The 22,444-nt window shown below is 46.6% G+C and carries 21 protein-coding genes; 13 read left to right on the top strand and 8 right to left on the bottom strand.

The features are described from left to right. Positions 1-30: 30 nt before the first annotated feature. The 6 genes from WOA13_RS10715 to WOA13_RS10690 all read left to right on the top strand — a co-directional run bounded on the left by WOA13_RS10715 (position 31) and on the right by WOA13_RS10690 (position 7,041). Positions 31-897 (top strand): glycosyltransferase family 2 protein, encoded by an 867-nt coding sequence (locus tag WOA13_RS10715; RefSeq protein WP_342127893.1) that lies wholly within the window; start codon positions 31-33, stop codon positions 895-897. Positions 898-1,175: 278 nt separating this feature from the next. After that, the gene (locus WOA13_RS10710; protein WP_342127892.1) at positions 1,176-3,575 is read left to right on the top strand and encodes an oligosaccharyl transferase, archaeosortase A system-associated; all 2,400 of its coding nucleotides are present in this window, start codon (positions 1,176-1,178) and stop codon (positions 3,573-3,575) included. A 134-nt stretch (positions 3,576-3,709) separates the two neighbouring features. Next, positions 3,710-4,576: a UTP--glucose-1-phosphate uridylyltransferase GalU gene (gene galU, locus WOA13_RS10705; RefSeq protein WP_342127891.1), complete on the top strand. Its 867-nt coding sequence runs from the start codon at positions 3,710-3,712 to the stop codon at positions 4,574-4,576. 84 nt (positions 4,577-4,660) lie between these two features. Next, positions 4,661-5,155 (top strand): LeuD/DmdB family oxidoreductase small subunit, encoded by a 495-nt coding sequence (locus WOA13_RS10700; protein ID WP_048206547.1) that lies wholly within the window; start codon positions 4,661-4,663, stop codon positions 5,153-5,155. Between the two features lie 8 nt (positions 5,156-5,163). Further along, positions 5,164-6,024, top strand: a complete 861-nt coding sequence (locus WOA13_RS10695; RefSeq protein ID WP_342127890.1) for a DUF7714 family protein — start codon at positions 5,164-5,166, stop codon at positions 6,022-6,024. Positions 6,025-6,039: 15 nt separating this feature from the next. Further along, a complete protein-coding gene (locus WOA13_RS10690) occupies positions 6,040-7,041 on the top strand; it encodes an isocitrate/isopropylmalate family dehydrogenase (RefSeq protein ID WP_342128032.1) in 1,002 nt (333 codons plus the stop codon). A gap of 183 nt (positions 7,042-7,224) precedes the next feature. Here WOA13_RS10690 and flaJ read toward each other — a convergent pair whose 3' ends face one another. The 8 genes from flaJ to WOA13_RS10650 all read right to left on the bottom strand — a co-directional run bounded on the left by flaJ (position 7,225) and on the right by WOA13_RS10650 (position 15,247). Beyond that, the gene (flaJ, locus tag WOA13_RS10685; RefSeq protein WP_342127889.1) at positions 7,225-8,880 is read right to left on the bottom strand and encodes an archaellar assembly protein FlaJ; all 1,656 of its coding nucleotides are present in this window, start codon (positions 8,878-8,880) and stop codon (positions 7,225-7,227) included. A gap of 11 nt (positions 8,881-8,891) precedes the next feature. Continuing rightward, the gene (locus WOA13_RS10680; RefSeq protein WP_342127888.1) at positions 8,892-10,544 is read right to left on the bottom strand and encodes a type II/IV secretion system ATPase subunit; all 1,653 of its coding nucleotides are present in this window, start codon (positions 10,542-10,544) and stop codon (positions 8,892-8,894) included. 23 nt (positions 10,545-10,567) lie between these two features. Further along, positions 10,568-11,263: an archaellum protein ArlH gene (gene arlH / locus WOA13_RS10675; protein ID WP_342127887.1), complete on the bottom strand. Its 696-nt coding sequence runs from the start codon at positions 11,261-11,263 to the stop codon at positions 10,568-10,570. Position 11,264: 1 nt separating this feature from the next. Beyond that, positions 11,265-11,777: an archaellum stator protein ArlG gene (arlG, locus tag WOA13_RS10670; protein WP_342127886.1), complete on the bottom strand. Its 513-nt coding sequence runs from the start codon at positions 11,775-11,777 to the stop codon at positions 11,265-11,267. A gap of 42 nt (positions 11,778-11,819) precedes the next feature. After that, positions 11,820-12,605: a hypothetical protein gene (locus WOA13_RS10665; RefSeq protein ID WP_342127885.1), complete on the bottom strand. Its 786-nt coding sequence runs from the start codon at positions 12,603-12,605 to the stop codon at positions 11,820-11,822. Further along, entirely contained in the window at positions 12,595-13,914 is a 1,320-nt protein-coding gene (locus WOA13_RS10660) for a FlaD/FlaE family flagellar protein (RefSeq protein ID WP_342127884.1), read from the bottom strand. The genes WOA13_RS10665 and WOA13_RS10660 overlap by 11 nt, the downstream gene beginning before the upstream one ends. Before the next feature lie 208 nt (positions 13,915-14,122). Then, a complete protein-coding gene (gene pyrH / locus WOA13_RS10655; protein WP_342127883.1) occupies positions 14,123-14,827 on the bottom strand; it encodes a UMP kinase in 705 nt (234 codons plus the stop codon). Between the two features lie 243 nt (positions 14,828-15,070). Further along, positions 15,071-15,247, bottom strand: a complete 177-nt coding sequence (locus WOA13_RS10650; protein ID WP_048206138.1) for a 4Fe-4S binding protein — start codon at positions 15,245-15,247, stop codon at positions 15,071-15,073. 305 nt (positions 15,248-15,552) lie between these two features. Between WOA13_RS10650 and WOA13_RS10645 the strand changes: the two genes are divergently transcribed. The 7 genes from WOA13_RS10645 (at position 15,553) to WOA13_RS10615 (ending at position 22,406) form a co-directional block, all read left to right on the top strand. Next, positions 15,553-16,185, top strand: a complete 633-nt coding sequence (locus tag WOA13_RS10645; RefSeq protein WP_342127882.1) for a type IV pilin N-terminal domain-containing protein — start codon at positions 15,553-15,555, stop codon at positions 16,183-16,185. A gap of 46 nt (positions 16,186-16,231) precedes the next feature. Then, complete coding sequence (locus WOA13_RS10640) at positions 16,232-18,412, top strand: ATP-dependent DNA helicase (protein ID WP_419095422.1); 2,181 nt, start codon at positions 16,232-16,234, stop codon at positions 18,410-18,412. A 141-nt stretch (positions 18,413-18,553) separates the two neighbouring features. After that, positions 18,554-18,955 (top strand): GerW family sporulation protein, encoded by a 402-nt coding sequence (locus WOA13_RS10635; RefSeq protein WP_342127880.1) that lies wholly within the window; start codon positions 18,554-18,556, stop codon positions 18,953-18,955. 41 nt (positions 18,956-18,996) lie between these two features. After that, positions 18,997-19,704, top strand: a complete 708-nt coding sequence (locus WOA13_RS10630; RefSeq protein ID WP_342128031.1) for a DUF2953 domain-containing protein — start codon at positions 18,997-18,999, stop codon at positions 19,702-19,704. 25 nt (positions 19,705-19,729) lie between these two features. Next, complete coding sequence (locus WOA13_RS10625; RefSeq protein WP_342127879.1) at positions 19,730-20,689, top strand: beta-ribofuranosylaminobenzene 5'-phosphate synthase; 960 nt, start codon at positions 19,730-19,732, stop codon at positions 20,687-20,689. Between the two features lies 1 nt (position 20,690). Further along, a complete protein-coding gene (locus WOA13_RS10620) occupies positions 20,691-21,719 on the top strand; it encodes an NOP5/NOP56 family protein (protein ID WP_342127878.1) in 1,029 nt (342 codons plus the stop codon). Then, a complete protein-coding gene (locus WOA13_RS10615; protein WP_342127877.1) occupies positions 21,720-22,406 on the top strand; it encodes a fibrillarin-like rRNA/tRNA 2'-O-methyltransferase in 687 nt (228 codons plus the stop codon). Positions 22,407-22,444 lie beyond the last annotated feature (38 nt).

Here is a 22,444-nt window from a genome sequence, read left to right as displayed (position 1 = left end):
AAAAGTCATAAGGATCCAATGGCGAATTAAATGACCTCACAACCACTGATCTCCGTAATTGTGGCCGTGTATAATGGTGACAAGACCTTACAGCGTTGTATTGATAGTGTATTCGATCAGACTTATCCCAATAAGGAGCTTATAGTTCTTGATGGGGGTTCTACAGATGATACTGTAGACATCCTAAAAAGAAACAACGACAAGATAGCTTACTGGAAATCAGAGCCAGATACTGGAATTTACAATGCCTGGAATAAGGCACTGGACCATGTCAGTGGGGAATGGATCTATTTTTTGGGATCTGACGACTATCTTTGGAAGAATAGCGTATTTCAGGAGATGGCATCACATCTGATGAAGGGTGCATCCGAAAATATTCAACTGGTCTATGGGCAGGTTGCAAGAGTAACAGCAGCTGATGAGATATGTTGTGTCGATGGCAATCCATGGGATTATACATGGAATGGTATTGTTGAAGATGGGGTATGTACTTTTACGCATCAGGGAATGTTCCACCACCGCAGCCTGTTTGAAACATATGGAAAGTTCGATGAATCTTATAGGATCGTAGGGGATTATGAGTTACTTATCAGGGTCTTTAAGGAAGGTGGAGATGCTCTTTTTGTAAATGGACTGATTGTAGCTGGAATGCAAACCGGTGGTGTCACTGCCAACTGTACTAACCTTGTTAAGGAAACTGCCAGAGCAAGGCGAACTCATAGTTTAAAGGTTGTCACGATCCCCTGGCTCATCTCATATGCGTGGGCTATTTGTTATCCAGTTTTAAATAGGATACTTGGAGATAAGAATACGAGGTATCTGGTTAATTTTGGGAAACGTTTTGTGACCGGGCTTTCTCACAAAAAGAACGTTATTTTGAAACAAAAAAACCAATGACGTAATTAATTGTGTATGTCAGTGTCTATTATCTCTAGTTTGTAACAATCCAATTGCAATATATGGTAGTTTGTTCGATAATAGTTATATATCGAATGATGAATTAATACATTGCAAATTTAAAAGAAAGTTCCCTTTAATATAGGGTAGATACCTGCATTATGTTATCTATCTCTTCATTGTTTAAAATATTCAATATGCACTTAATGCGAGTGAAGCATATGACCGGTGAAAACAAAAAAACCCAAATTACTAGATCCTTACCTTACATTGCAGGGGTGCTTATCTCATTCCTGGTTGCATTATATATCAGAACCATACCCAAAGCAAGTGTATTCCTGTCAAACGGTTTCGTACGTTTTGGCGGAAATGATCCATGGTATCACTTGCGAAACGTAGAATCCATTGTGCACAATTTCCCTAATATACTGTGGTTCGATGCCTACACACAGTATCCAAGTGGTACTCGTCAGATCTTTGCACCCCTGTTCGATCTGGTATTATCTTCGATCATCTGGATCCTCGGTTTTGGGAACCCGGATCAGGATCTGATCTACAAGGTTTGTGCATATTACCCTGCATTTCTTGGTGCAATAGTAGTGATCCCAACATACTTCGTAGCCAAGTGGCTGTTCGATCGCAGGGTCGGTTTGCTTGCAGCTTTGCTAATTGCGATTGCACCGGGGCAGTTTCTCTCAAGGTCTATGATCGGGTTCAATGACCACCACATAGCAGAGACCCTCCTAACCACCATTGTTGCCATGTTCCTGATAATGGCATTGAAGGTCGGTCGTGAACACCCATTTACTTTTGAAAGCATCAGGGCCGGGAAGTTTGCTGAATTAAGACCTGCACTCGCGTATTTTATACTTGCAGGAGTGTCACTGGGCGCTTACTCACTCGCATGGTATGGAGCAGTATTCTTCAGTTTTATTCTTGGCATCTACATCACAGTGCAGCATATAATAGATCACATGCATAATCGCTCGACCGATTATCTCGCAGTCGGCGGCGTTATTATTTTTGGTATTGCTTTGCTAATGGTATTAATGGTTCCGAATCTTTCTTCCAGAGGTCTCCTGATAAAAGGTCTCTTCGCCGGAACCATAGCATTCCCCATTTTCACCCTTATTTCAATTGAACTCAACAAAAGAGATCTCAAAAAATATTACTACCCGATCTCAATAGCATCACTTTCCATTGTAGGGATTGTGTTCGCAAAGATACTTTCACCATCAATCTATGGCTTAATATCAAGTTTAGCAAGCTACTTCATGCGCACAGGGGGCGGCCTCACAATCGCTGAAGCCTCCCCCCTCCTCTCCGTAGGTGGCCAGTTCTCCATTGCTCCTTTCTGGGGCAACTTCACAACTATGGGCTACATCTCACTCATTGCAATAATCTACCTCGGTTATGAGGCATTCAAGAAGAACAACACTCCTGAAAGGACATTCCTGCTTGTCTGGACCTTCATGATCATCTGGGCCATGCTCCAGCAGAACCGTTTTGCATACTACTATTCAGTGAACGCTGCCATCCTGTCTGCTTATGTTGGTATCAAGATCCTGGATCTTGCAGGCTGGAAGGATCTTCTTGATGAGATCAAACTAAAGGATAAGTTCGACATTAAAAGCATTAAGATATGGCCTATACTATCAGTTCTTGTCATACTGCTGGTCTTCATGTATCCATCCTATGACATGTCAATGAAGCAGTCACAGTATACAGGAGGACCCAATGGATACTGGATCGAAGCTAGCATGTGGCTTGACTCAAACACTCCTGATCCAGGACTGGATTACTACGAAAGCTATGAAACGCCCGCAGAAGGTGAGAGCTACCAGTATCCCGACACCGCATATGGCGTGATGTCCTGGTGGGACTACGGCCACTGGATTGAGGTGATCGGTCACCGGATTCCGAATGCCAATCCATTCCAGCAGGGAATAGGTGGCAGAAGGAACAGCATTGATGAAGAGAACAAACCAGGTGCAGCGACATTCTTCACTGCACAGTCTGAAGAAGAGGCCACCGCAGTTCTTGAGGCAGTTCATCCTGACCCGGAGAAGGCCGGTGCAAGGTACATTGTGTCCGATGTTGAGATGGCAACTGGCAAGTTCTATGCCATGACCGCATGGACCCTTGATACAGCTGATTATTACATTCCTGTGCAGACCGACCAGGGAGTGCAGACCGTTCCCGGGCCAAGATATTTCAATTCCATGGAATCAAGGCTCCATATCTTTGATGCAAGAGGAATGGAAGAGTATCGTATGGTGCACGAATCTCCTGCCGGAAATTCTGCTGAGACAGGTTACAAGAACGTGTACAATGCGCTCTTCGAAGGAAACATTCCTCTTGAAAATACCGGGTATGTGAAGATATTCGAGTATGTTGAGGGTGCACAGATCGTCGGCGAAGCGCCTGAAGGCGAGGACGTGACCATCTCAGTGACCATATTGACAAACATCGGAAGGACCTTCGTATACTCCCAGTCGACAGTTTCGGATGGAACCTACTCTTTCACAGTACCATATTCAACACTTGGTCCTATTGAAGGTGAGACACAGTTCGACACCATGCCTGTTGGCCCTTACAAGATAAGCTATGGTAATGTTCAGGAAGAAGTGGATGTCGACGAAAGGGATGTACTGGACGGAAATGTGATAGAGGTCTAATGCGCAGATTTTGTACAACTCCCATCAGTGCATTTTCTAATGTTTTGATGGGATTTCCCTTTTATAATCTGATAATTAACTTGTAATAACGATCGATAAATATCAAAATTATGACCTTAATAAGGGATGTTTAAATGGATGTCAAAAAAGCTGTAATTCCTGCTGCAGGTCTTGGGACCCGGTTCCTGCCGGTGACCAAGTCCATGCCTAAAGAAATGCTTCCGATAATCGATAAGCCGGTGATTCATTATGTCGTGGAGGAGGCTATAGCTGCAGGTATCGATGATATAATATTTGTCACTGGAAGGAGTAAGCGTTCCATTGAGGATTATTTTGACGATTCTCCTGAACTGGAAATGCATCTTAAGGAAAAGCATAAGGACGACCTTCTCAAAATGGTAGAAGACATTTCTTCCATGGTGGACATCCATTACATCAGACAGAAAGAACCAAGAGGTCTTGGTGATGCCATAATGACCGCCCGAAAGCACATAAGCGGTGATCCATTTGCTGTCCTTCTTGGTGATGATATAATTGTAAATCACACTCCCTGTATTCGGCAACTGATCGATGTCTTCCAGAAATACAGGTGCTCTACTATTGCGGTGGAAGAGGTTCCAAGTGAAAAGGTCAGCAGCTATGGTATCATAAAGGGTAAACCACTTGATGAGTCACTTTGTATCCTGGAGGATATTGTGGAAAAACCCTCTATAGAGGAAGCTCCATCCAACATTGGTGCCATAGGAAGGTACGTTTTTACACCTGAGATATTCGATTGCATCAGGGATGCCGGCACAGGTGTAGGTGGTGAAATTCAGCTGACCGATGGTATCCGTATGCTCAACGATATGCAGAAGGTCTATGCTTACAAGTTCGCAGGCAAACGGTATGATACCGGTGACAAGCTGGGGTATGTTCAGGCTGTTATTGATTTTGCACTTTGCAGTGAGGATTTCGGTCCAAGTGTGAAGGAATACCTGAGGTCCATTCCGGATCTTTGATCGCTCCGGTATAGTGGTCACATTAATTTTTCTTTTTCCGCTACATACAAATATTATCGAGTAAAAGCTACATCACAGGTGACAATATTGGAAAGTAAGATCAAAGGAAAGGCATGGATTTTTGGCGATGATATTGACACGGATGTTATCATTCCGGGAAAATATCTCAGGACCACTGATATGCAGGTATTTGCTGATCATGCAATGGAAGGCATTGACCCTGATTTTTCTAAAAAGGTCGAGAAAGGAGACGTTGTGGTCGGTGGTAACAACTTCGGCTGCGGTTCCTCAAGGGAGCAGGCTGCTCTTGCCCTTAAGTATGCTGGGGTTTCCTGTGTTGTTGCAAAGTCATTCGGTCGCATCTTTTTCCGTAATGCCATCAATGTCGGACTTCCTTTAATGGAATCTGATATCGAATGCAACGAAGGTGACATTGTTGAGGTCGACCTGCTTGAAGGGACTGTGAGTGTCAACGGAAAGGATTTCAAGGGTAACAAGCTTCCGGACTTCCTGCTTGAGATCCTCACAGATGGTGGTCTTGTGGAACACCGCAAGAAATTACAAGAACAGAACAAATAACGTTGGCCATGATATTTCCAGATGAATACAAGTATGTCGGAGTGACCGGCATACATCCGGATGATGCAGAAGAGAACATCATCTATTTCCTTTCCGAATACATGGTCGTTGAGGACTGTGTGGGTGAGGAAGAGATCGAATATTCCATCTATCATGTAACAAAGAAGGGCGATGACCTTTTGCGTGAGGTGGAAAAACTTGAGCTGGTTGCAGCGAAAGAGCAGGTCATAAAGTATGACCAGAAATTGAACATCAAGGACCGCGCCCTTCTTATCGAGACGGCAGTGAACCTGTGCAAGGATGGTGTAAATACCGTTATCTTCACAGGTGTGGACAATCACGTGACATTCGTGCACGAACCATCGATGTCGGAGATCATAGATATCGAGATCGTTGATGTGGTGCCTCCAGAACCTTCCTGGCTGTCCCATGTGGTAAGACGGCTTGAGTCGAGTGGCATATTCGGGGACTTTGGAGTGCGTTTTACTGAGGACGTTATAGATCTTTCACAGTTCGAGGGTCCGAAGACGGTGTTCCCATGTTCCTGTTCCGGACTCAAAGGCAAGTTTCTTGATTGCGATACAATAACTGAGGATGGCACTTTGCTTGTTGGTTGTGAGATATCTAAGAAGCTTTTTGAGACAAGGTTCCCGGATGTTGAGTATTCACTGGTGAACATCTGTCCTTTCAAGTCTGATATATTTGAACCTACAAAGCCCTTCATCACCAGATGCTGTCGTTCCGAAAAGTCAGGCCGGGTTACCATTAACGGTATCGAAGGTGTCGTAGTCCACTGGGGAGCGTCCGAGTTCTTCGTGGCAGAAGCTATCCGGGACCTTGCACTGGACATTGCGGAAAAGAGGAAGTGAGTTATGTCTGAAAAAATGAGAGTTGCAATTGTCGAAGGAGACGGTATTGGGAGGGAGGTCATCCCTGCGGCTGTGGAGGTCCTTGATGTACTTGGTCTTCCCATCGAGAAGGTCCCGCTTGAGCTGGGATACGGGAAATGGGAGAAATGCGGTATTGCCATCGATGACAATGACCTTGATGTGCTGAAGAGCTGTGATTGCGTTCTTTTCGGAGCGATCACCACGCCACCTGATCCGAATTACAAGAGCGTGCTCCTTACCATACGCAAGGAGCTTGATATGTATGCGAACATCCGTCCGATCAAGCCGCTTCCTGGTGTAACGGGCGTGACCGGCAGGAGTGATTTTGACTTTGTGATCGTGAGGGAGAACACCGAGGGTATGTATTCATCCATCGAGGAATTCCATGAGGATGTGTCATATACCAAAAGGGTGGTCTCCAGAAAAGGTTCCGAGCGCATTGCCAAGACTGCCTGCAGGCTGGCCAAAGAGCGCCATAACGATCTTACTATTGTTCACAAATCCAATGTACTGAAGTCTGACAACATGTTCCTGAACACCTGTCGTGAGGTGGCAGAGTCCGAGAATGTGGGGCATAGGGACATGCTTGTGGATGCCATGGCTTACAGCTTGATGACCTATCCTGAAAGGTATGATGTTGTGGTCACTACCAATCTGTTTGGTGACATACTGAGCGACATGTCCGCTGCCCTTGTGGGAAGCCTGGGGCTTGCTCCCAGTGCAAACATCGGCGATAAGTATGCTTTCTTTGAGCCGGTACACGGGAGTGGTCCTGATATTGCAGGCAAAGGAATTGCAAACCCCATCGCAGCTATCCTGAGCATGAAGATGATGCTGGAGTGGATGGGTCTCCAGAAAGAAGCTGATATTGTTGAAGAGGCTGTAGGAAGGTGCATAACTGAAAAGATCACCACTCCTGACCTTGGCGGGAGTGCCAGCACCATTGAGGTTGGCAGGGCAATTGCAGATCACGTTCGCAACATGCTGGATGGATGATCTCATCCCGTTTACCTTATTTTTGATCAATTGATATCCATTAGTTGATCATTATTTCTCGAAATGGCTTTTCCTAAATTGACCTGACAATATCATTTTGAAGGTACAGACCTTCGGCTCAGGTTACATTAAGTTAATATTAAATTTCATTGGCCCTGACTTGCGGAGGTTAACTTTTCCCTGTCACGCGGTTCCCAGAAGTGAGGCCACTCCTGATGTTGTGAACACTGCGCTGATGCCGGATATCCATACCATTATTACGAAATCCTTCATCGAACAGAGTATATGGCCTCCGTCAACGAATCTGATAAGGAGGGCTGACATCAGGGAATGAGCTAACATTATGAACAATACCATGGCTGAGAGGAGTTCCATGTTCCCGATATCCGTGTTCAGGATCATTCCCATTCCCATTCCATCAGGCATGGTGACAGTAGTGAACATGTCCTGCATCAGGTCAACGACTCCCAGTGATATGTAAAGGGTAAAGCCGATACCTGCTGTAAGTCCGTACATTACTCCTACCAGGCTGGAAGCTGACTGGTATCTCTTTTTTCTCAGGGTAACGATGCGGTGGAAGTTCGTTGCTATCATATCACCTATAACTTCCGGCTGTCCTCCGAGATTGGTGGCTTCAACGAACATGGCGCTGAATCTCTGTATGAGATTGCTGCCGGTGTTAGCTGAAAAGAATTCCCATGACTTTTTCTTGTCCACACGGGTGTTTATTCGCTTGAAAAGTGAGTTTACATCTTTTGTAAGTGGTCCGAAGTCATGTATTCTCAAGGATTTAAGCGCTTCATCGATGAGTCCGCCTCTTGCACCTGCAGAACTTCCAAGGGAGCGGATGAATGAAGGGTAGTTTTCATCTTTACGCTTGATATCCTTCTCGACCTTCTTTGCAACATGACCGATGTATGTCAGTGGTGTCAATATTGCTGCAACTGCAATGGGTAACTCAAGTTTGCCGTATAGCATGACGGCTATAGCAACGATAATACATCCTGCAATTGAGATAGGGATCGACTGGTATAATTTTGTCTTGGCTTTTGTCGGTATCTTTGTCTGCTGCCAGATAGGGTCCTTTGGTACCTTTGATTTAGTGAAAGTGATCATCACAAGGTCAGTTACCACGAAAACAACCACCACCACTCCCATCAGGAGGACTGCATCCATTCCGGTGATCACAGGCATGATGACTGCAAAAGATGCAAGGAAGATCAATGCCATGATCAGGGAGACGAACAGTTCTTTGATGACCTCTATTGCATAGAGGGCACCGTTGTACATTGATTCATATTCGTTCATCACGACATTCTGTTCTGCTGCAAGGAATGCCTTGATATCCTCTCCGGATTCAAGACCGTGTGCAAACCTGTCCAGGAAATCCTCATAAAGGACAGAAGGTGTCCTCTTTGATGCGAAACGGCATGCATCCGAGAGGCTCATGTTCCAGACAGTTACAAGGTTGTATATCTTTTCACTTTCTTTTGCCAGGAACTTGTAGCTCTCATTTTTGGAAACGATCTTTATGATATCCAGTCTCGGTGTTTCCGCAGTGGATATTGCACCCATCTGTGTGATGTAGTAGTGCATGTTGTTATCAATCTGGGCAGCCTTGCCTCCAAGTGCCGTGAACGGGTAGTAAAAAGCAAAGCCTATACATATCACCGGTATGAGTGCCGGGATCATCTGAGTACTTCCGGTAAAAAGGTCGGGCAATAATGTGTATATAAGGATCGAGAATATGAATCCAAAGGCGACCACTGGCAAAGCTACCTTTTTAGCATAGGCCTTTGGTTCCATTTCCAGTGCATTGAACGCCTTTTTAAAGTCCATTTATCTTCTCCTCAAATTGCAAAAGGCAGTCCTTCAACACCATACTTGTAGAAGTTGATAACGATCTCCAGGACATCGTAGTAGTCCTTGATTCCTCTTTCTTTCATTTCTTCCAGTATCCTTGCCCTGAGCATAAGGTCATTGTATATCTGTCTCTTATCTTCATATCCGAGCTTGGTAGCGATCTTGTTCTCAAGGATGAAGCTGTTGTTAAGGCCCCTGAAATTGTGGGTATCGGTATCCGGGTCCCACTGGAAGACAGCCCTTGTGACTACTCCGCCTGCGTCCTCGTAGTATCCTTCGATCTCTTCGATGGCAAGGCAACGTCTGAGGAATTTTCCTTTCCGGTATACTGCCTGCAAGATCATTGCCACATTGAGGTTATCGATGAAAGTGACCGGGACGTTGATAGGATCACCGGTAAGACGCTGGATCATCTTTGTAACAGCGGATGCGTGGAAAGTTGCCATTACCGGGTGACCGGTCTGCATACCCTGGAAAGCCACAGCTCCCTCTTCACCACGAATCTCACCAACGATGATGTAGTTCGGCCTGGATCTCAAAGCTGCCTTCAGAAGTGCGAAGGTATCGACCCTGGAGTCAGGTGGTCCGTCCTCACGGGTGATCAACTGCTGCCAAACGGGCTGGGGTGGCTGGACCTCAGCAGTATCCTCTGCGGTGAATATCTTAGACTTCGGGTTGACAAAAGCGAGGCATGCGTTCAGCATTGTGGTCTTACCACTTGCGGTCTCACCACTGAAGAAAACGCTCATACCATTTTCAAGGCACATCCACATGTAAGCCCCCATCTCACAACTGATGGCTCCCCACATGATAAGTTCAATGATACTCACCGGTACCTCACTGAACTTACGCATGGTGAAACTGCTTCCACGTTTACTGACGTCAAGACTGTAAATGATGTTGATACGTGACCCGTCAGGAAGGGCACCGTCGGCGATCGGTCTGGCATCGCTCACAGGTCTTCCTATCCTCTCACTCATGCTCCTGAGCCAGTGGTCAAGACCTTCCTCATTTCCGAAAGAAAGGTCGGTCTTCATCATGCCCAGGATCTTGTGGACGATAAATACTCCGGCTACGCCGATACTGTGTATATCCTCAAGGTGAGGGTCCCTGATAATTGGCTCGATAGGCCCGGAACCGATGATGTTCCTCTCGATGTGATACTGCAGATTATTGAATTCCTGCTGGGTAACAGGGATCTTCTTCTGTGTGGGAATGAGCTTCTCGATAATGCTTACTTTTTCATCACTGGAGATCTGCCCTCCTGCTCCGATATCAACTGCTTCGTTCAGGAGCTTTGCGATCAACTCCTTCAGTTTTTCTTCGTTCTTTGGCACAGGTTCGCTTGCAGACCTTTCAAGGATTATGTCCATGATGGCATCGTATTTTGCCTTCTCAAGGTCATTGAGTGGAGGTTCTATTGTATAGTATCCGATCTCCCCCATTTCGGGAGTTCCGTAAAGGTGAATGAAAACAGGATCTCCCACAGGGAGTAACAGGTTGATGTACTCATCGTCCTGTATATCTTTTGAGAGGCTGGTCACGAACTCAGGGTTATTGCCTGTCCTGTTTACAAAGTCCTGAATGTACACTCCCAGATGAGGGTTCCTTTGTAATGCTTTTTGATACTCAGCTTCCACTTAATATACCTCAGCTTATCTTTTTACGCAACGGATGCTATCTCGACGACCAGTCCTACTTTTGGTTCGATCCTGAAACCTATCATCTGTCCCACAGGACCTTTTGCTCCGGTAAACTTGTTTACGATAACTGTACGCTTAACCTCAGCACCCATTGCTTTTGAACGAAGTGACATGTAAATGTCACAGGATGAACGGAACATTGACGCCAGTTCGTCTCCAAGTTCACTGGGTTCAATTGTAAGGATTATTACCTTCCCCATTCCGTTAAGCTTTTTGAAGAAAGAGATCAGGTCCAGGCTCTTTTCAGCGTTTGCACTGTATTTTATGAGGGAGGATATTGTGTCTATCACTATGACATCCTTCTCGAACAGTTCTTCCGCACCCATTAATCTTTCAATGAAATCGATCCTTGATTTTGCAGATTGTACAAGGGGGATTACCGGGATATAGAGTAACCTTCCTTTCAACAAATGTGGTGCGATGGGATAATCAAGAGAGTACATCTGGTTGATGTAACCCTTTGTTGTCAGCTGCGTTGAGATGAAAGTAACACTTGTATCCTCTTCGATCATGCCATAGGTAATGCGCTGGCAGATGGTGCTTTTTCCTCCTCCGCTACCTCCTTCTATCACTACGAGGGAGCCGGCGGGAAAACCTCCGCCAAGCTTTCCATTGAACTCATCCCTGGGAATTTCAAAAGAGCGGATCGCTGACATATTACACCCATGTTATTCTGAAATCCATTGAGTCGGATTTCCCGTTTTCTGCAGCTATCAGTATCCTGTGATCTCCCTCAGTCATTTGATTTTCGGCCTTCATCCTGATCTCAAGAGTGGTCCCGGGTCGCCAGAGCACATCCTGTTCAGGAAGGATCATTTCCAGTTCACCGTGATCTATAAGCAGTCCATCTATGAACATATCAAGGTATTCGGTGTCCAGATTTGTCCGGCCGGTGTTCTTGGCATAGAATGTGTATTCTTTTAAGGTTGTGTTGTATGGTACTGCCTCAGGATCACTGATGATGGTTATATCTGTCTTTATCTGCTCTGATAGTACCTTGCTGCTTGAAGCAGTGGCACCTGTGAGGGACTGGACATTTGAGGACATTACCACTATGACTGTCATAGCAATGACTATGGCAGCTATGAAAAATATCATGTGGGAAATTGCAGTCTCAGCTTCCCCGTTCCTGGTAAAGCTGGACCCTTCTGACCTTTTTAGGAATGCCATCTGTACACCTTTTTCTGATCCGATTATTTATAAAATCAATGTTCAATTATTATCCTTTATTTTTTCAGGAACTCCACTGAATGTTGCAGATATTCCCGTGTCGGTGATGAGATCAACTTTTGTATGGGTAGTTCCTGAAATTCCTTCCACTATGAATGTTTTAGTTTCTCTGGGGAACCATGTTCTTGTATCGGGGGAATAGCTATAGAGTTTGACCCTGCCTTCCACCAGTATGCTTAGCTCATCCGCATAGAGGGTGTTTGTCCCATGGTTTGTTGCCTGTATCACCAATTGTGAGTTCTTATTGTTTATTCCCACCATATCGATGGTAATGAAATCTTCCGGTTCGGTTTCCGGTGGTTCAATATCCCAGTCAATGTCCGGGATTGTGCCATCTCCACTGCTCGGAACTCCACCTATGTAGCCGGTTACGCCGCTGTCTGTGACGACCTTCACTCTTTTATTGGTTGAACCGTCCGGATCTTCGACTGCGAAGATCTTTGTTTCTCCCGGATACCATTTTAAAGTCTCCGGGTAGTAATCGTAATTTAAGAGATAACCATCAACAAGTATGCTGATCTCATCAGAATCAAGGACAATTTTCCCTGAGTTTGTTATCTCTACCGTTAATATGGAACTTTCGTTGTCGAAGTTCATCGAAACCGGGGTCACTGCACTGTTCAGCTTGTTATATTGCATTTCATACCTGATGTCCTCAGCATCACTGACGATATCATTTGAACTGCTCATCACAGCGTAAGAGTTTGTCCCCAGGACAAGGACCGAAACAAAGAATATGGATATGACGACAGTGGTCTCAAATCCCATAAAGTTCCTCCAGGCCATGCTTCACTTTCGCCATCTCCCTGTCGATCATACTGAGCATGTTCCTGTCGATCTTGCGTCCGCAAAGCCTTTCGATGAAAAGGAGTGACTTTGTGTGGTCTTCCGGCAAAAGCCTCCATGTGGGTTTTTCCACATAGTAGTCTATTCCTCTGGCATAGGCCATGATCTCTGATCTGACCTCTTCACTTATCCAGCCAATATCAACATAATAATCAAGAGCGTCCATAAGGTTGTTCCTGCCTACCCTTTCCATCAGGAACTCGATCCAGTTCAACAACACCACGACACTCATCGGGTTCTTCTTTATGGAATCCAGACGTACCAGTGGATTTCTTTCTCCTGCCTGTTTTCCTTCGCCTGTAGGTTCTCCGAACTCATCGGTCTGACCCGGTTTGGAGCTATCATTTTGCTGTGATCTTTTCAGGATGGATTCTTCAAGCTCTTTCTTCAGCTCGGAAAGGTCGATCTTCTCAAGTTCATCGATCCTGCCTGCAAAAGTGCTTGTTGTATGTGCGATATCCACGATGTCTATATCAAGTTGCTTTTGCCTTTCATATGCATCATGGACCTGCTGTGAGATCTCGGTGACACTTTCCTGGAGTGTAACAAGAGAATCCGCAAAGACGTCCATCTTTGTGGTTATATCATCTATTTTTTCTTCAGCTTCTACAGGAAGGCCCGGCATCTGGAGGCTCTGGTTAAGCCCTTCAACCTCATTTTGTAACATCATTACAAAATCAGCAACTTCAGATATCCTTTTTTCAGCCTTGTCAAAGCGTTCAATGGTGGCACGGCCTCCAAGCTCATCCCCTACAAAGGGATTTACCTGATTTGAAACGAGTTCGTAAAGTGAGAGCAGTTCCAGTACGCTCTGGTCTATCTTCTCGACCGTTGTCTTCACACTCTGGCTCTCTCTTTGTACTGTGGAAATGGCAGTATCCACCTTTGAGAGCTTTGTTTCAAGCGCCTTGATCTTTTCAGTATTCTCATTTATCTGCTTATTATCAACAGGTTCCAGCTCTGGATCTTTATCCATGCCCGGCCCGCTCATTCCCGGCGGTAAGGGGGGTGAAGCTGGTGCTCCGAAAGGCGAACCTCCCGGTGGTCCCGAAGGTGCTCCTCCGGGGAAACCAGTGGCATCACCAAAATCAGGAGGGCCTGCTGCAAAAGGAGATTGCGGTGCACCGAATGGAGATGGTTGGGAATCGAATGGAGATCCTGTTCCGCTGTTCCCTTTTTTTCGAAGAATACCATTTGTAAGGCTCTTCAACTTGTCACTGAATCCAGCCATATTTTCACGGAATGTTGTAATTAGACTGTATATTTAACCTCAAACATATATGTATTAATATACATTGTACAACGCTATTATATAAAAATATTCCAAAAAAAGGTGCTTCCCTGCGATGGATTTGTTAAGTTTTCCATCACAAGGTGGTTTTATAGCCCGTAATGATCAGACTACATTATCTGATATTTATGGATTTCTGGTTCCGCAGTCAGCCGATAATGCGTGTTCCCAGATGGACACCGCTTATCTCGCCTACTTTAGAAGCTTCCTGAAGCACTACCTGAAGTACATCCTCCGGGTTGGTACCGTCCATTACGATGGTATCGATGTTGCAGCGCTCTATTATCTTGGATGCAAGAGGGTCAACAGGTGATTTGGAACCTGCCTTCATTTCAGTGGAGATGACAACGCTCACAAGTTCCTTTGCGGTCATCACATCATACTTCTTAGCATCGGGGTCTTCCCTTGGATCACTTGAATAGACACCATCAACGGATGTTGCGATAACCATCATGTCCGCGTTGAGATATTCGGCAAGGACCGCGGAGACCGCATCGGTGGTCTGGCCCGGAATAACTCCGCCCATTACCACTATCTTACCAGATGCGATTGCAGACTCAGCTTCCTTGTAGCTGGTCGGAGGTTCCGGATATGCGTCTTTTCCAAGAGCTGCTATCAGGAGTTGGGCGTTGAGCCTTGTTATGTCAATTCCAATGAAATCGCAAACTACTTCGTTGGCTCCTACTTTCCTTGCAACGTTTATGTAATCCCTCGCAGCAACACCGCCACCGGTTACTATCACTAATTTGTGTTCCTTTCCCAGTTCCCGGAGTGCTGATGCATAAGCAGCAAAATGCTCAGGGTCCAGGTCCTTTGCGAGTATGGATCCGCCTACTGATAATACGATTAACATGATGATCTTCCCTCCTAATGCTGTCAACGGTTTAAATCTATCGGCATAACAAAAAAGAACTCTGGCTTTCTTTTGACTTGCGGTTCAAAAAAGCTAGTGTTCCCTATCCATTAAATGAGCCACCATGCTTTAAATTGTAGGGTGTCTGCAGTAAGACCGGTTAAAGGACAATTGGAAAAGCAACACAAAAAAGCGATATGAAAAATAGAAATGGAAAATAGAAATTAAATGGAATAAGCAGGCTTATTCCATTGTGATAGCATCTGTTGGACAGGAGTCCACACATGCACCACAGTCAAGGCATTCATCATTGTCTACTACAGCGATGTTGTCGCCGTCCATTGAGATTGCTTCGGATGGGCAGTCGTCTACGCATGTTCCGCATCCTACACATTCGTCTCTGTTAATTATAGCTACCATTATTATTCTCTCCTTATTCAAGTCGGTTAAACTTGTATTAGTGCAAATTTTGCAATATACCCATTAAATAAGTTAGATAAAAAGGTATCGATAATCCTGATATGCTCTTCACTTTAAGGAAAAATCTTTCCTGCCGGTACTGTTTAACAATGGCAGTTCATATTCATTGATCCTTTGTTTCCTTCTATGATCCTTTTAATCTTTTCATAAAAGAATGAGTGTGATTCCAGCTCTTGAATTATATATAGTGATTGTCCGACAAAATCGTTTAATATTCCTTTGCTGTGTTCCGATCGGTTGAAATTATGGTAGCGATCCTTAAAAACGATGGTGCAGTTGCACCAATAATCGGAGCGCTACTGCTGGTTATGCTGACAGTGGTCCTTGGTGGCCTGGTCGCAGCAGCAGTAATGGGTGATGGTGTCTTTGGTAGTATTTCCTCTTCTACTCCCATGGCGGTAATAGAGGTCAAAGATGCTGTCGGTGGCGTTCCGAATGCAGTACAGTACAAAGAGAATTATCTGGTCCTGGAGCACAAAGGCGGAGATCCCCTGGACCTGGACTCCACTTTCGTTGTCCTCAGTGGCGATGGCAGCAGTTACGCGGGCAAAGTTGGCTATGGCGGCTTCAAGGTGTACGGGCAGGTAACTGCCAAATACTTCGACCTGACGCCGGATGGCACATGTGCGACCTACAGAAGCAACAATCCGTGCATTGAAGACGGGATCTGGTCAGTGGGTGAGATCCTTGTGCTCAATGGTGATGACAGTATCAATGGCACCGACGCCTCCACTGTCCGGGTCAGTGTGGGAGGGTATTCGGACACTTCCAACAATTACGGCTTCAAGGGAGGCAGTGAGGTATCCGTCAAGGTGTTCGATAGTATCACCGATCGGGTGATCGCAGAGGATATTGTATCCGTCAGACCTGTCGGGTAAAGTTCAATCAATACCATTAAAGTAGGGTGAAAGCATAGGAAGTGCGATGACCGATAATCCCGCGTATATGAAGTATTTCCCAAAAAGCTCATGCTATCAAAATCAGCAGGCTGCAATGGACCGAATTCATTCTGCCCTTATGCAGAAGCAGTTCGTGCTGTTCGAGGGAGCATGCGGGACCGGTAAGACGCTGAGTGCATTATCTCCATCACTACATGTGGGTAAACAGCTTGGAAAGACTGTCATCATAGCTACGAATGTCCACCAGCAGATGGTCCAGTTCATCAACGAGGCGCGTGATATCAAAAAGATCCGTGACGTCAAGGTCGCAGTCGTCAAGGGAAAGACGACAATGTGTCCCCATGAGGCGGATTATGAGGAATGTTCGGTCAAAAGGGAGAACACTTTCGAACTGATGGAAACCGAGCGGGAAATGCATCTTAAGAGGCAGGAGCTTCGGTCCGCCAGGGAAAGCTACAAGAAATCCCATGACCAGGCGTTTGTGGCACTGCGCGATGAGCTGTCAAAGGAGCTCGATGCACTGGAAGAGAAGGCCAAAGGCCTGAGGGATAGGTCCTGTAATGACCTCTATGAGGTGTTGAGGTCGGACAGCGAGACGTTCCGTGACTGGCTCTTTAAGGAAGTTCGCACTCCTGAGGAGGTCAACGACCATGCCCTGCAGAACGGCATGTGCGGATACGAACTGCTAAAACGCGAGCTCAAACATGCGGACCTTCTCATTTGCAATTACCATCATGTGCTCAACTCTGACATCTTCTCAACCGTGCTGGGCTGGCTGGAAAAGGAGCCGCAGGACGTCATCGCCATCTTCGATGAAGCGCATAATATCGAATCCGCAGCACGCTCCCATTCATCTATTTCCCTGACCGAGCACTCCATCGAGAAGGCAAGGGCAGAACTTGAGGCCAACGTAGACCTTCTGGCAGATGACAACATCCATAACCTGTTCAAGGTCTTCCAGGATGTCATTGTTGAGACCTATAATGCCAGGTTCAAGTTCGGAGAGCGTGAGCGTGTAAGGAAGAACTGGTATGATATGCGTATCAGTGACCCTTATGACCGAAATGATATCGTGCGTGCAAGGTTCCTTCGAAACGCAAAGGAAGACTTCGGTGACAAGGACGATATACAGATACTTCTTTCAGAGGCCAGCGAGATCGGTGCCAAACTCGATGAGATGTATCGCGAGCAGTACAAGAAAGGCCTTACAGGAGTGATGAAGCGCTCCCACATTCGCTATGTTGCGGATTTCCTTTCAGCTTACCTTGAGCTGTCCCATAATCCAAATTATTATCCCATACTGAACGTCCGCAGGGATATGAACGACGAGATCTACGGCCGTGTAGAACTGTTCACCTGTATCCCCAAGAACGTCACGGAACCACTTTTCAACTCCCTTTTCTCAGGGGTACTGATGTCAGCGACACTTCATCCTTTTGACATGGTGAAGAAAACTCTGGGAATCACAAGGGATACGTGTGAAATAGCCTACGGGACATCCTTCCCTGAAGAAAAAAGGCTCTCAATTGCAGTATCCATTCCTCCTCTTTTTGCAAAGAACCGGGATGATCCTCATACCGTGGAACTGCTGGAACAGGCACTGATGGACTCAATCGAAAATTCGAAGGGCAATGTGATCATCTTTTTCCAGAGCTCCTTTGAGGCGAAGCGTTTCTATTCAAAGCTGGAACCCGTGGTGGATGTGCCTATGTTCCTTGATGAGGTGGGCGTGTCTTCCCAGGAGGTCAGGCAGGACTTCTTCGAGATCGGTGAGTCCGGTGGAAAGGCCGTACTGATGTCCTATCTCTGGGGAACCCTGAGTGAGGGCATCGACTACCGTGATGGCAGGGGCCGCACCGTTGTTATTGTGGGTGTGGGTTATCCGGCACTCAATGACCGCATGAATGCTGTGGAATCCGCATATGACCATGTATTTGGTTACGGTGCAGGCTGGGAGTTTGCCATACAGGTGCCAACGATACGCAAGATCAGGCAGGCCATGGGCAGGGTCGTACGTTCACCGGAGGATTATGGTGCACGTATACTTCTTGATGGAAGGTTCCTTACAGATTCAAAGGAGAGGTTCGGCAAGTTCGCGGTCTTCGATGTATTCCCTCCTGCCGAGAGGAATGAGTTCGTGGACGTGGATCCTGAGAAGGTGAAGTATTCCCTGATGAACTTCTTCATGGACAATGAGGGTCAGTAAAGGCATTTTTGCCCATTGGGAATTCTCTATGGGAATACATTTATACGGTTGTCTCCCATAATTTCTTTTATACATCACAATATCCGAATGCTGTGATCATTCCTGTGGTCTGGCTTTTCAGGATATGGGGAGGTTATTGATATGGGAGTCGAAGATGTTATAAAAGAAGTGACCACCGAGCTTGAGCGTATGGTCAGCGCAAAGACCGTTATCGGAGATCCGGTAGTTGCCGGGAACAAGACCATAATTCCTGTAACCAAGGTTTCCTTTGGTTTTGGCAGCGGTGGCGGAGAAGGTTCCAAAGGTGAAACCGAAACCGGATTTGGTGGCGGTGGCGGTGGCGGTGCCAAGATCGAGCCAGTTGCTTTCATTGTGATCGAAGAAGAAGGTGTGCGACTGATGACCATCTCCGGAAAGAGCGACTTCGGAAAACTGATCGAAGCTGTTCCGGAGGTCTTCGAGAAGATCAAATCTGCAAAAGGAAAGATGAAAAAGGACGAAGGAAAGGAACCCGAGGTTCCGGAAGACGATGATGGCGAATGATCCGCTATCTCTTCTTTTGACAGAATAGTAATCAGTTGAACATGTCACTTCTCATCTACACGCTTAGCCTTTGCATTGTTCTTTTACTGGGGCTTGTACTGTTTGCCCCGATAGACGTAGTTTTCAATGTAAGGGGTAGTCTGGATGGCGTTCATAGCAGAGCAGATGTGAAGTGGACCATCATTTCTAAGCATTTTTCGAAGAAGAAAACGCTGGAGTCTGGACCTGACACCAAAGAACAGTCGTTGGATAAGGCTGACAACGGTGGCACCGAAGATGGGGGGAAAGGCAAAGGCAAAGATAAGGAAAAAAAGGGTGAAATTGATAAAGGTGAAGAACCCGGCATACGTGAATCCTTTGATGATTATTACGCAAAAGGGCGTATGGTCTATGGAATCCTCGATCCTGTCCTTAGCCTGCTGAAAGGCCTCCTTAGTGCTATACACATCCGTGATCTGTCCTGCGATCTGGATTATGGTCTTCCTGATCCTGCAGACACGGGTATGCTTTGCGGATATCTCCACACCTTGGCCTCTGTGTTTCAAAGTGGTTGCAGGAAGTTCCATTACTCTCTTAATCCCCGGTTCGCCGACGAAGGGCTGGATGTGAAAATGTCAGGCGATATCCGGTTCAGGATCGCATCTCTTCTTTTTCCTCTTTTGAGGTTCATATTCAGCATGAAAGTTCTCAGGACATGCTGGTGGTTTGTGAGGAACAGGGGGTCTTCCAGTTCGGGTGTTAGTGTTTAATATTATGAACACCGAATAAACGAGCATGATAAAAATAAGATCCCCATCAAGGTTGCATCTGTCGCTGATCGACATGAATGCAGAGCTCGGCAGGGTAGATGGCGGTGCAGGGATAACCCTTGATTATCCCAACATCACACTGACCGCTGAAAAAAGTGATGGGATCGAAGTTACCGGTGGTTCAGCTCTCTCGGAGAGGGTATATGCAGCTGCAGAGGCTTTACTCCCTGATGGCGAGGGGATATCAGTCCATGTGGAAGAGGATATGCCGCCTCATGTTGGCCTGGGATCAGGTACCCAGATCGCTCTGAGCGCTGCAGCAGCGGTGAACGAACTTTACGACCTCGGGATGAGCGTTAATGAACTTGCCATAAAGGTTGGCAGGGGTGGGACCTCCGGTATAGGTGTTGCTTCTTTTGAGAGCGGTGGTTTCATTGTTGACTGTGGGCATAAGTTCAGCGACAAAGGCTCATTTTCTCCTTCATCTGCCAGCCGGGCGGATCCTGCACCGGTTGTCTTCAGGCATGACTTCCCTGACTGGGATATCATTCTGGCACTTCCGGATTCCAAAGGGGCACACGATGCCCAGGAAGTGGACATATTCAAGAAGGAGTGTCCTATCCCTCTTCAGGAGGTTCAGGAGATCAGTCATGTTGTGTTGATGCAGATGATGCCTGCGATCATTGAAGGCGACATAGAGAACTTCGGGATGGCACTGAACCATTTGCAGATGGTTGGTTTCAAGAAGAGGGAAGTTGCCCTGCAATCCCCCGAGGTCCGTGATCTTATCGAGTTTATGCAGGACCTTGGTGTGGCAGGTGCAGGGATGAGCTCTTTCGGACCTGTGGTATTCGGTGTTGTGGATCACGGCCGTATAGCCGAGCAGATAAGAAACGAATCACAGATGTTCCTGGACGAGACCGTTGGCGGAAAGGTCGTCCTGACGCGTGCGAACAACTCCGGTGCAAAAATATGGGTGGATTGATTTGAAGATCATTACATGGTATGGGATCCTGGCCATTGAAGAAAATGGTGCTATTGATTGCGAACTTTTCAATAAGGACGTCGAAGAGCTTGCAGAAGGCCTTCTCCATCGTGAGATGACAGGAGCACAGTCTCCTGAAGCAGGCTTTGATATCCGCACTCCGGCAATTTCCTGTGGATTTGTGGAAGATGATCGGGAATATGATTCCCTCCTCCGCGATGTGAGCATACGTGCAGGAAAACTGCGGATCTCCCGCACCAACACGCCGGACATGCGCATCATCCAGGCAGTTGAGGCGCTGGATGACATCGATGATGCTGCAAATGCACTCTCCGAGCGCCTGTCGGAGTGGTATGGACTGCACTTCCCGGAACTGGGATTAAGCTCAGAGCAACTTGCAAGATTTGTAAAGGAGCATGGCGCACGTTCCAACATCCCTGCCGATGACCCGATGTTCGCGAAGGCCTCCTCATCCATGGGTGCCGAACTTCCTCCTGCTGATGAGGAACTTGTGAAGCAGTTCGCTTCCAATGTATGTGAGTTGTACGACAACCGGCACAGCATCGAGGAAAGCATCCTCCGGAACATGGAGGAGATCGCTCCAAACCTTACAGTTATCGCCGGTCCTCTCATCGGTGCACGTCTGATCAGTATGACAGGCGGACTTGAGAGGCTGGCACAGATGCCTTCCAGCACGGTTCAGGTCATGGGTGCCAGCAGGGCGCTGTTCAAGCATTTGAGGTCCCGTGCTCCCTCGCCGAAACACGGCCTGATATTCAATCATCCGCTTATCAAGAACTCTCCCTGGTGGCAGCGGGGCAAGATCGCACGGTCACTGGCCGCAAAGATCAGTCTGGCCTGCCGTACGGATGTCTATTCAGGAGAGCTGAATCCCACAATCAAGACCGAGCTTGAGAAGAAGATCAATTCAATAAAGACTGCCAATCCGAAACCTCCTGCAAGAGCAAAGCCTTCCGGGAAAGGACAGGGTAAGGGCAAGGGTAAGAAGAACTCAGGGGGGAGGCGTTAAATGGCTGCAAAAGAGCTTTCAGACAGTATTTTTGAAGTGCAGAAAAGTGGCAAGAGATTCCTTGGCACAAAGAATGCGGTGCCCGGTTCGGCTGTCTACGGGGAAAGGCTCGTAGAGGTGGAAGGAGACGAGTATCGTATCTGGGATGCCCGCAGGAGCAAGCTTGGTGCCATGGTGCTCAAGAAGATGAAGATCCCGATAAAGAGCGATTCCCACGTATTGTACCTTGGTGCAGCATCCGGTACCACCGTGAGCCATGTTTCGGATATCGTGACAGATGGTCTTGTTTATGCCGTGGAGTTCTCCCCACGTACAATGAGGGAACTGATCCAGCTATGCGATACAAGATCTAACATCGTACCTATTCTTGCAGATGCCAATCATCCTGCTTCCTATGCGCACATCGTTGAACAGGTGGATGTGGTCTTCCAGGATGTGGCACAGCCCAACCAGGCTCAGATCGCGGCAGTGAACTGTGAGCAATTCCTCAAGGATGAGGGTCATCTTCTTCTGTCAATCAAGGCAAGGAGCATTGATACTGTGGCCAGTCCGGCAAAGATCTTCAAGGAAGAAGTAAAGAAGCTGGAAAAGGAATTCGATACAAAATTCGAGGTTCTTAAAAAGCATGACCTTGCTCCGTTCCACGAGGATCACCTGGGTCTGATCGCACAAAAAGTTAGCAGATAAAGATAAAGGGAAGTTGCTTCCTATATCTTATGGGGAAT

Origin of the sequence: Methanococcoides sp. LMO-2, from assembly GCF_038432375.1 — an archaeon.
In the GTDB taxonomy this organism is placed as follows: Archaea; Halobacteriota; Methanosarcinia; order Methanosarcinales; family Methanosarcinaceae; genus Methanococcoides; species Methanococcoides cohabitans.
The sequence above is the reverse complement of the archived record's forward strand: the minus strand, read 5'-3'. Positions and strand labels throughout refer to the sequence as shown.

What these genes read in the sequence shown, in the direction of transcription:
- flaJ (WP_342127889.1), bottom strand. Translation starts at nt 8,880, where the DNA reads ATGGACTTTAAAAAGGCGTTCAATGCACTGGAAATGGAACCAAAGGCC.
- WOA13_RS10665 (WP_342127885.1), bottom strand. Translation starts at nt 12,605, where the DNA reads ATGGGATTTGAGACCACTGTCGTCATATCCATATTCTTTGTTTCGGTC.
- pyrH (WP_342127883.1), bottom strand. Translation starts at nt 14,827, where the DNA reads ATGTTAATCGTATTATCAGTAGGCGGATCCATACTCGCAAAGGACCTG.
- arlH (WP_342127887.1), bottom strand. Translation starts at nt 11,263, where the DNA reads ATGTCAGCGATCCGCTCTTTTGAAATTCCCAGGGATGAGTTCAATGGA.
- WOA13_RS10660 (WP_342127884.1), bottom strand. Translation starts at nt 13,914, where the DNA reads ATGGCTGGATTCAGTGACAAGTTGAAGAGCCTTACAAATGGTATTCTT.
- WOA13_RS10615 (WP_342127877.1), top strand. Translation starts at nt 21,720, where the DNA reads ATGGCTGCAAAAGAGCTTTCAGACAGTATTTTTGAAGTGCAGAAAAGT.
- WOA13_RS10690 (WP_342128032.1), top strand. Translation starts at nt 6,040, where the DNA reads ATGAGAGTTGCAATTGTCGAAGGAGACGGTATTGGGAGGGAGGTCATC.
- WOA13_RS10630 (WP_342128031.1), top strand. Translation starts at nt 18,997, where the DNA reads ATGTCACTTCTCATCTACACGCTTAGCCTTTGCATTGTTCTTTTACTG.
- WOA13_RS10640 (WP_419095422.1), top strand. Translation starts at nt 16,232, where the DNA reads ATGACCGATAATCCCGCGTATATGAAGTATTTCCCAAAAAGCTCATGC.
- WOA13_RS10650 (WP_048206138.1), bottom strand. Translation starts at nt 15,247, where the DNA reads ATGGTAGCTATAATTAACAGAGACGAATGTGTAGGATGCGGAACATGC.
- WOA13_RS10695 (WP_342127890.1), top strand. Translation starts at nt 5,164, where the DNA reads ATGATATTTCCAGATGAATACAAGTATGTCGGAGTGACCGGCATACAT.
- arlG (WP_342127886.1), bottom strand. Translation starts at nt 11,777, where the DNA reads ATGGCATTCCTAAAAAGGTCAGAAGGGTCCAGCTTTACCAGGAACGGG.
- galU (WP_342127891.1), top strand. Translation starts at nt 3,710, where the DNA reads ATGGATGTCAAAAAAGCTGTAATTCCTGCTGCAGGTCTTGGGACCCGG.
- WOA13_RS10625 (WP_342127879.1), top strand. Translation starts at nt 19,730, where the DNA reads ATGATAAAAATAAGATCCCCATCAAGGTTGCATCTGTCGCTGATCGAC.
- WOA13_RS10645 (WP_342127882.1), top strand. Translation starts at nt 15,553, where the DNA reads ATGGTAGCGATCCTTAAAAACGATGGTGCAGTTGCACCAATAATCGGA.
- WOA13_RS10715 (WP_342127893.1), top strand. Translation starts at nt 31, where the DNA reads ATGACCTCACAACCACTGATCTCCGTAATTGTGGCCGTGTATAATGGT.
- WOA13_RS10635 (WP_342127880.1), top strand. Translation starts at nt 18,554, where the DNA reads ATGGGAGTCGAAGATGTTATAAAAGAAGTGACCACCGAGCTTGAGCGT.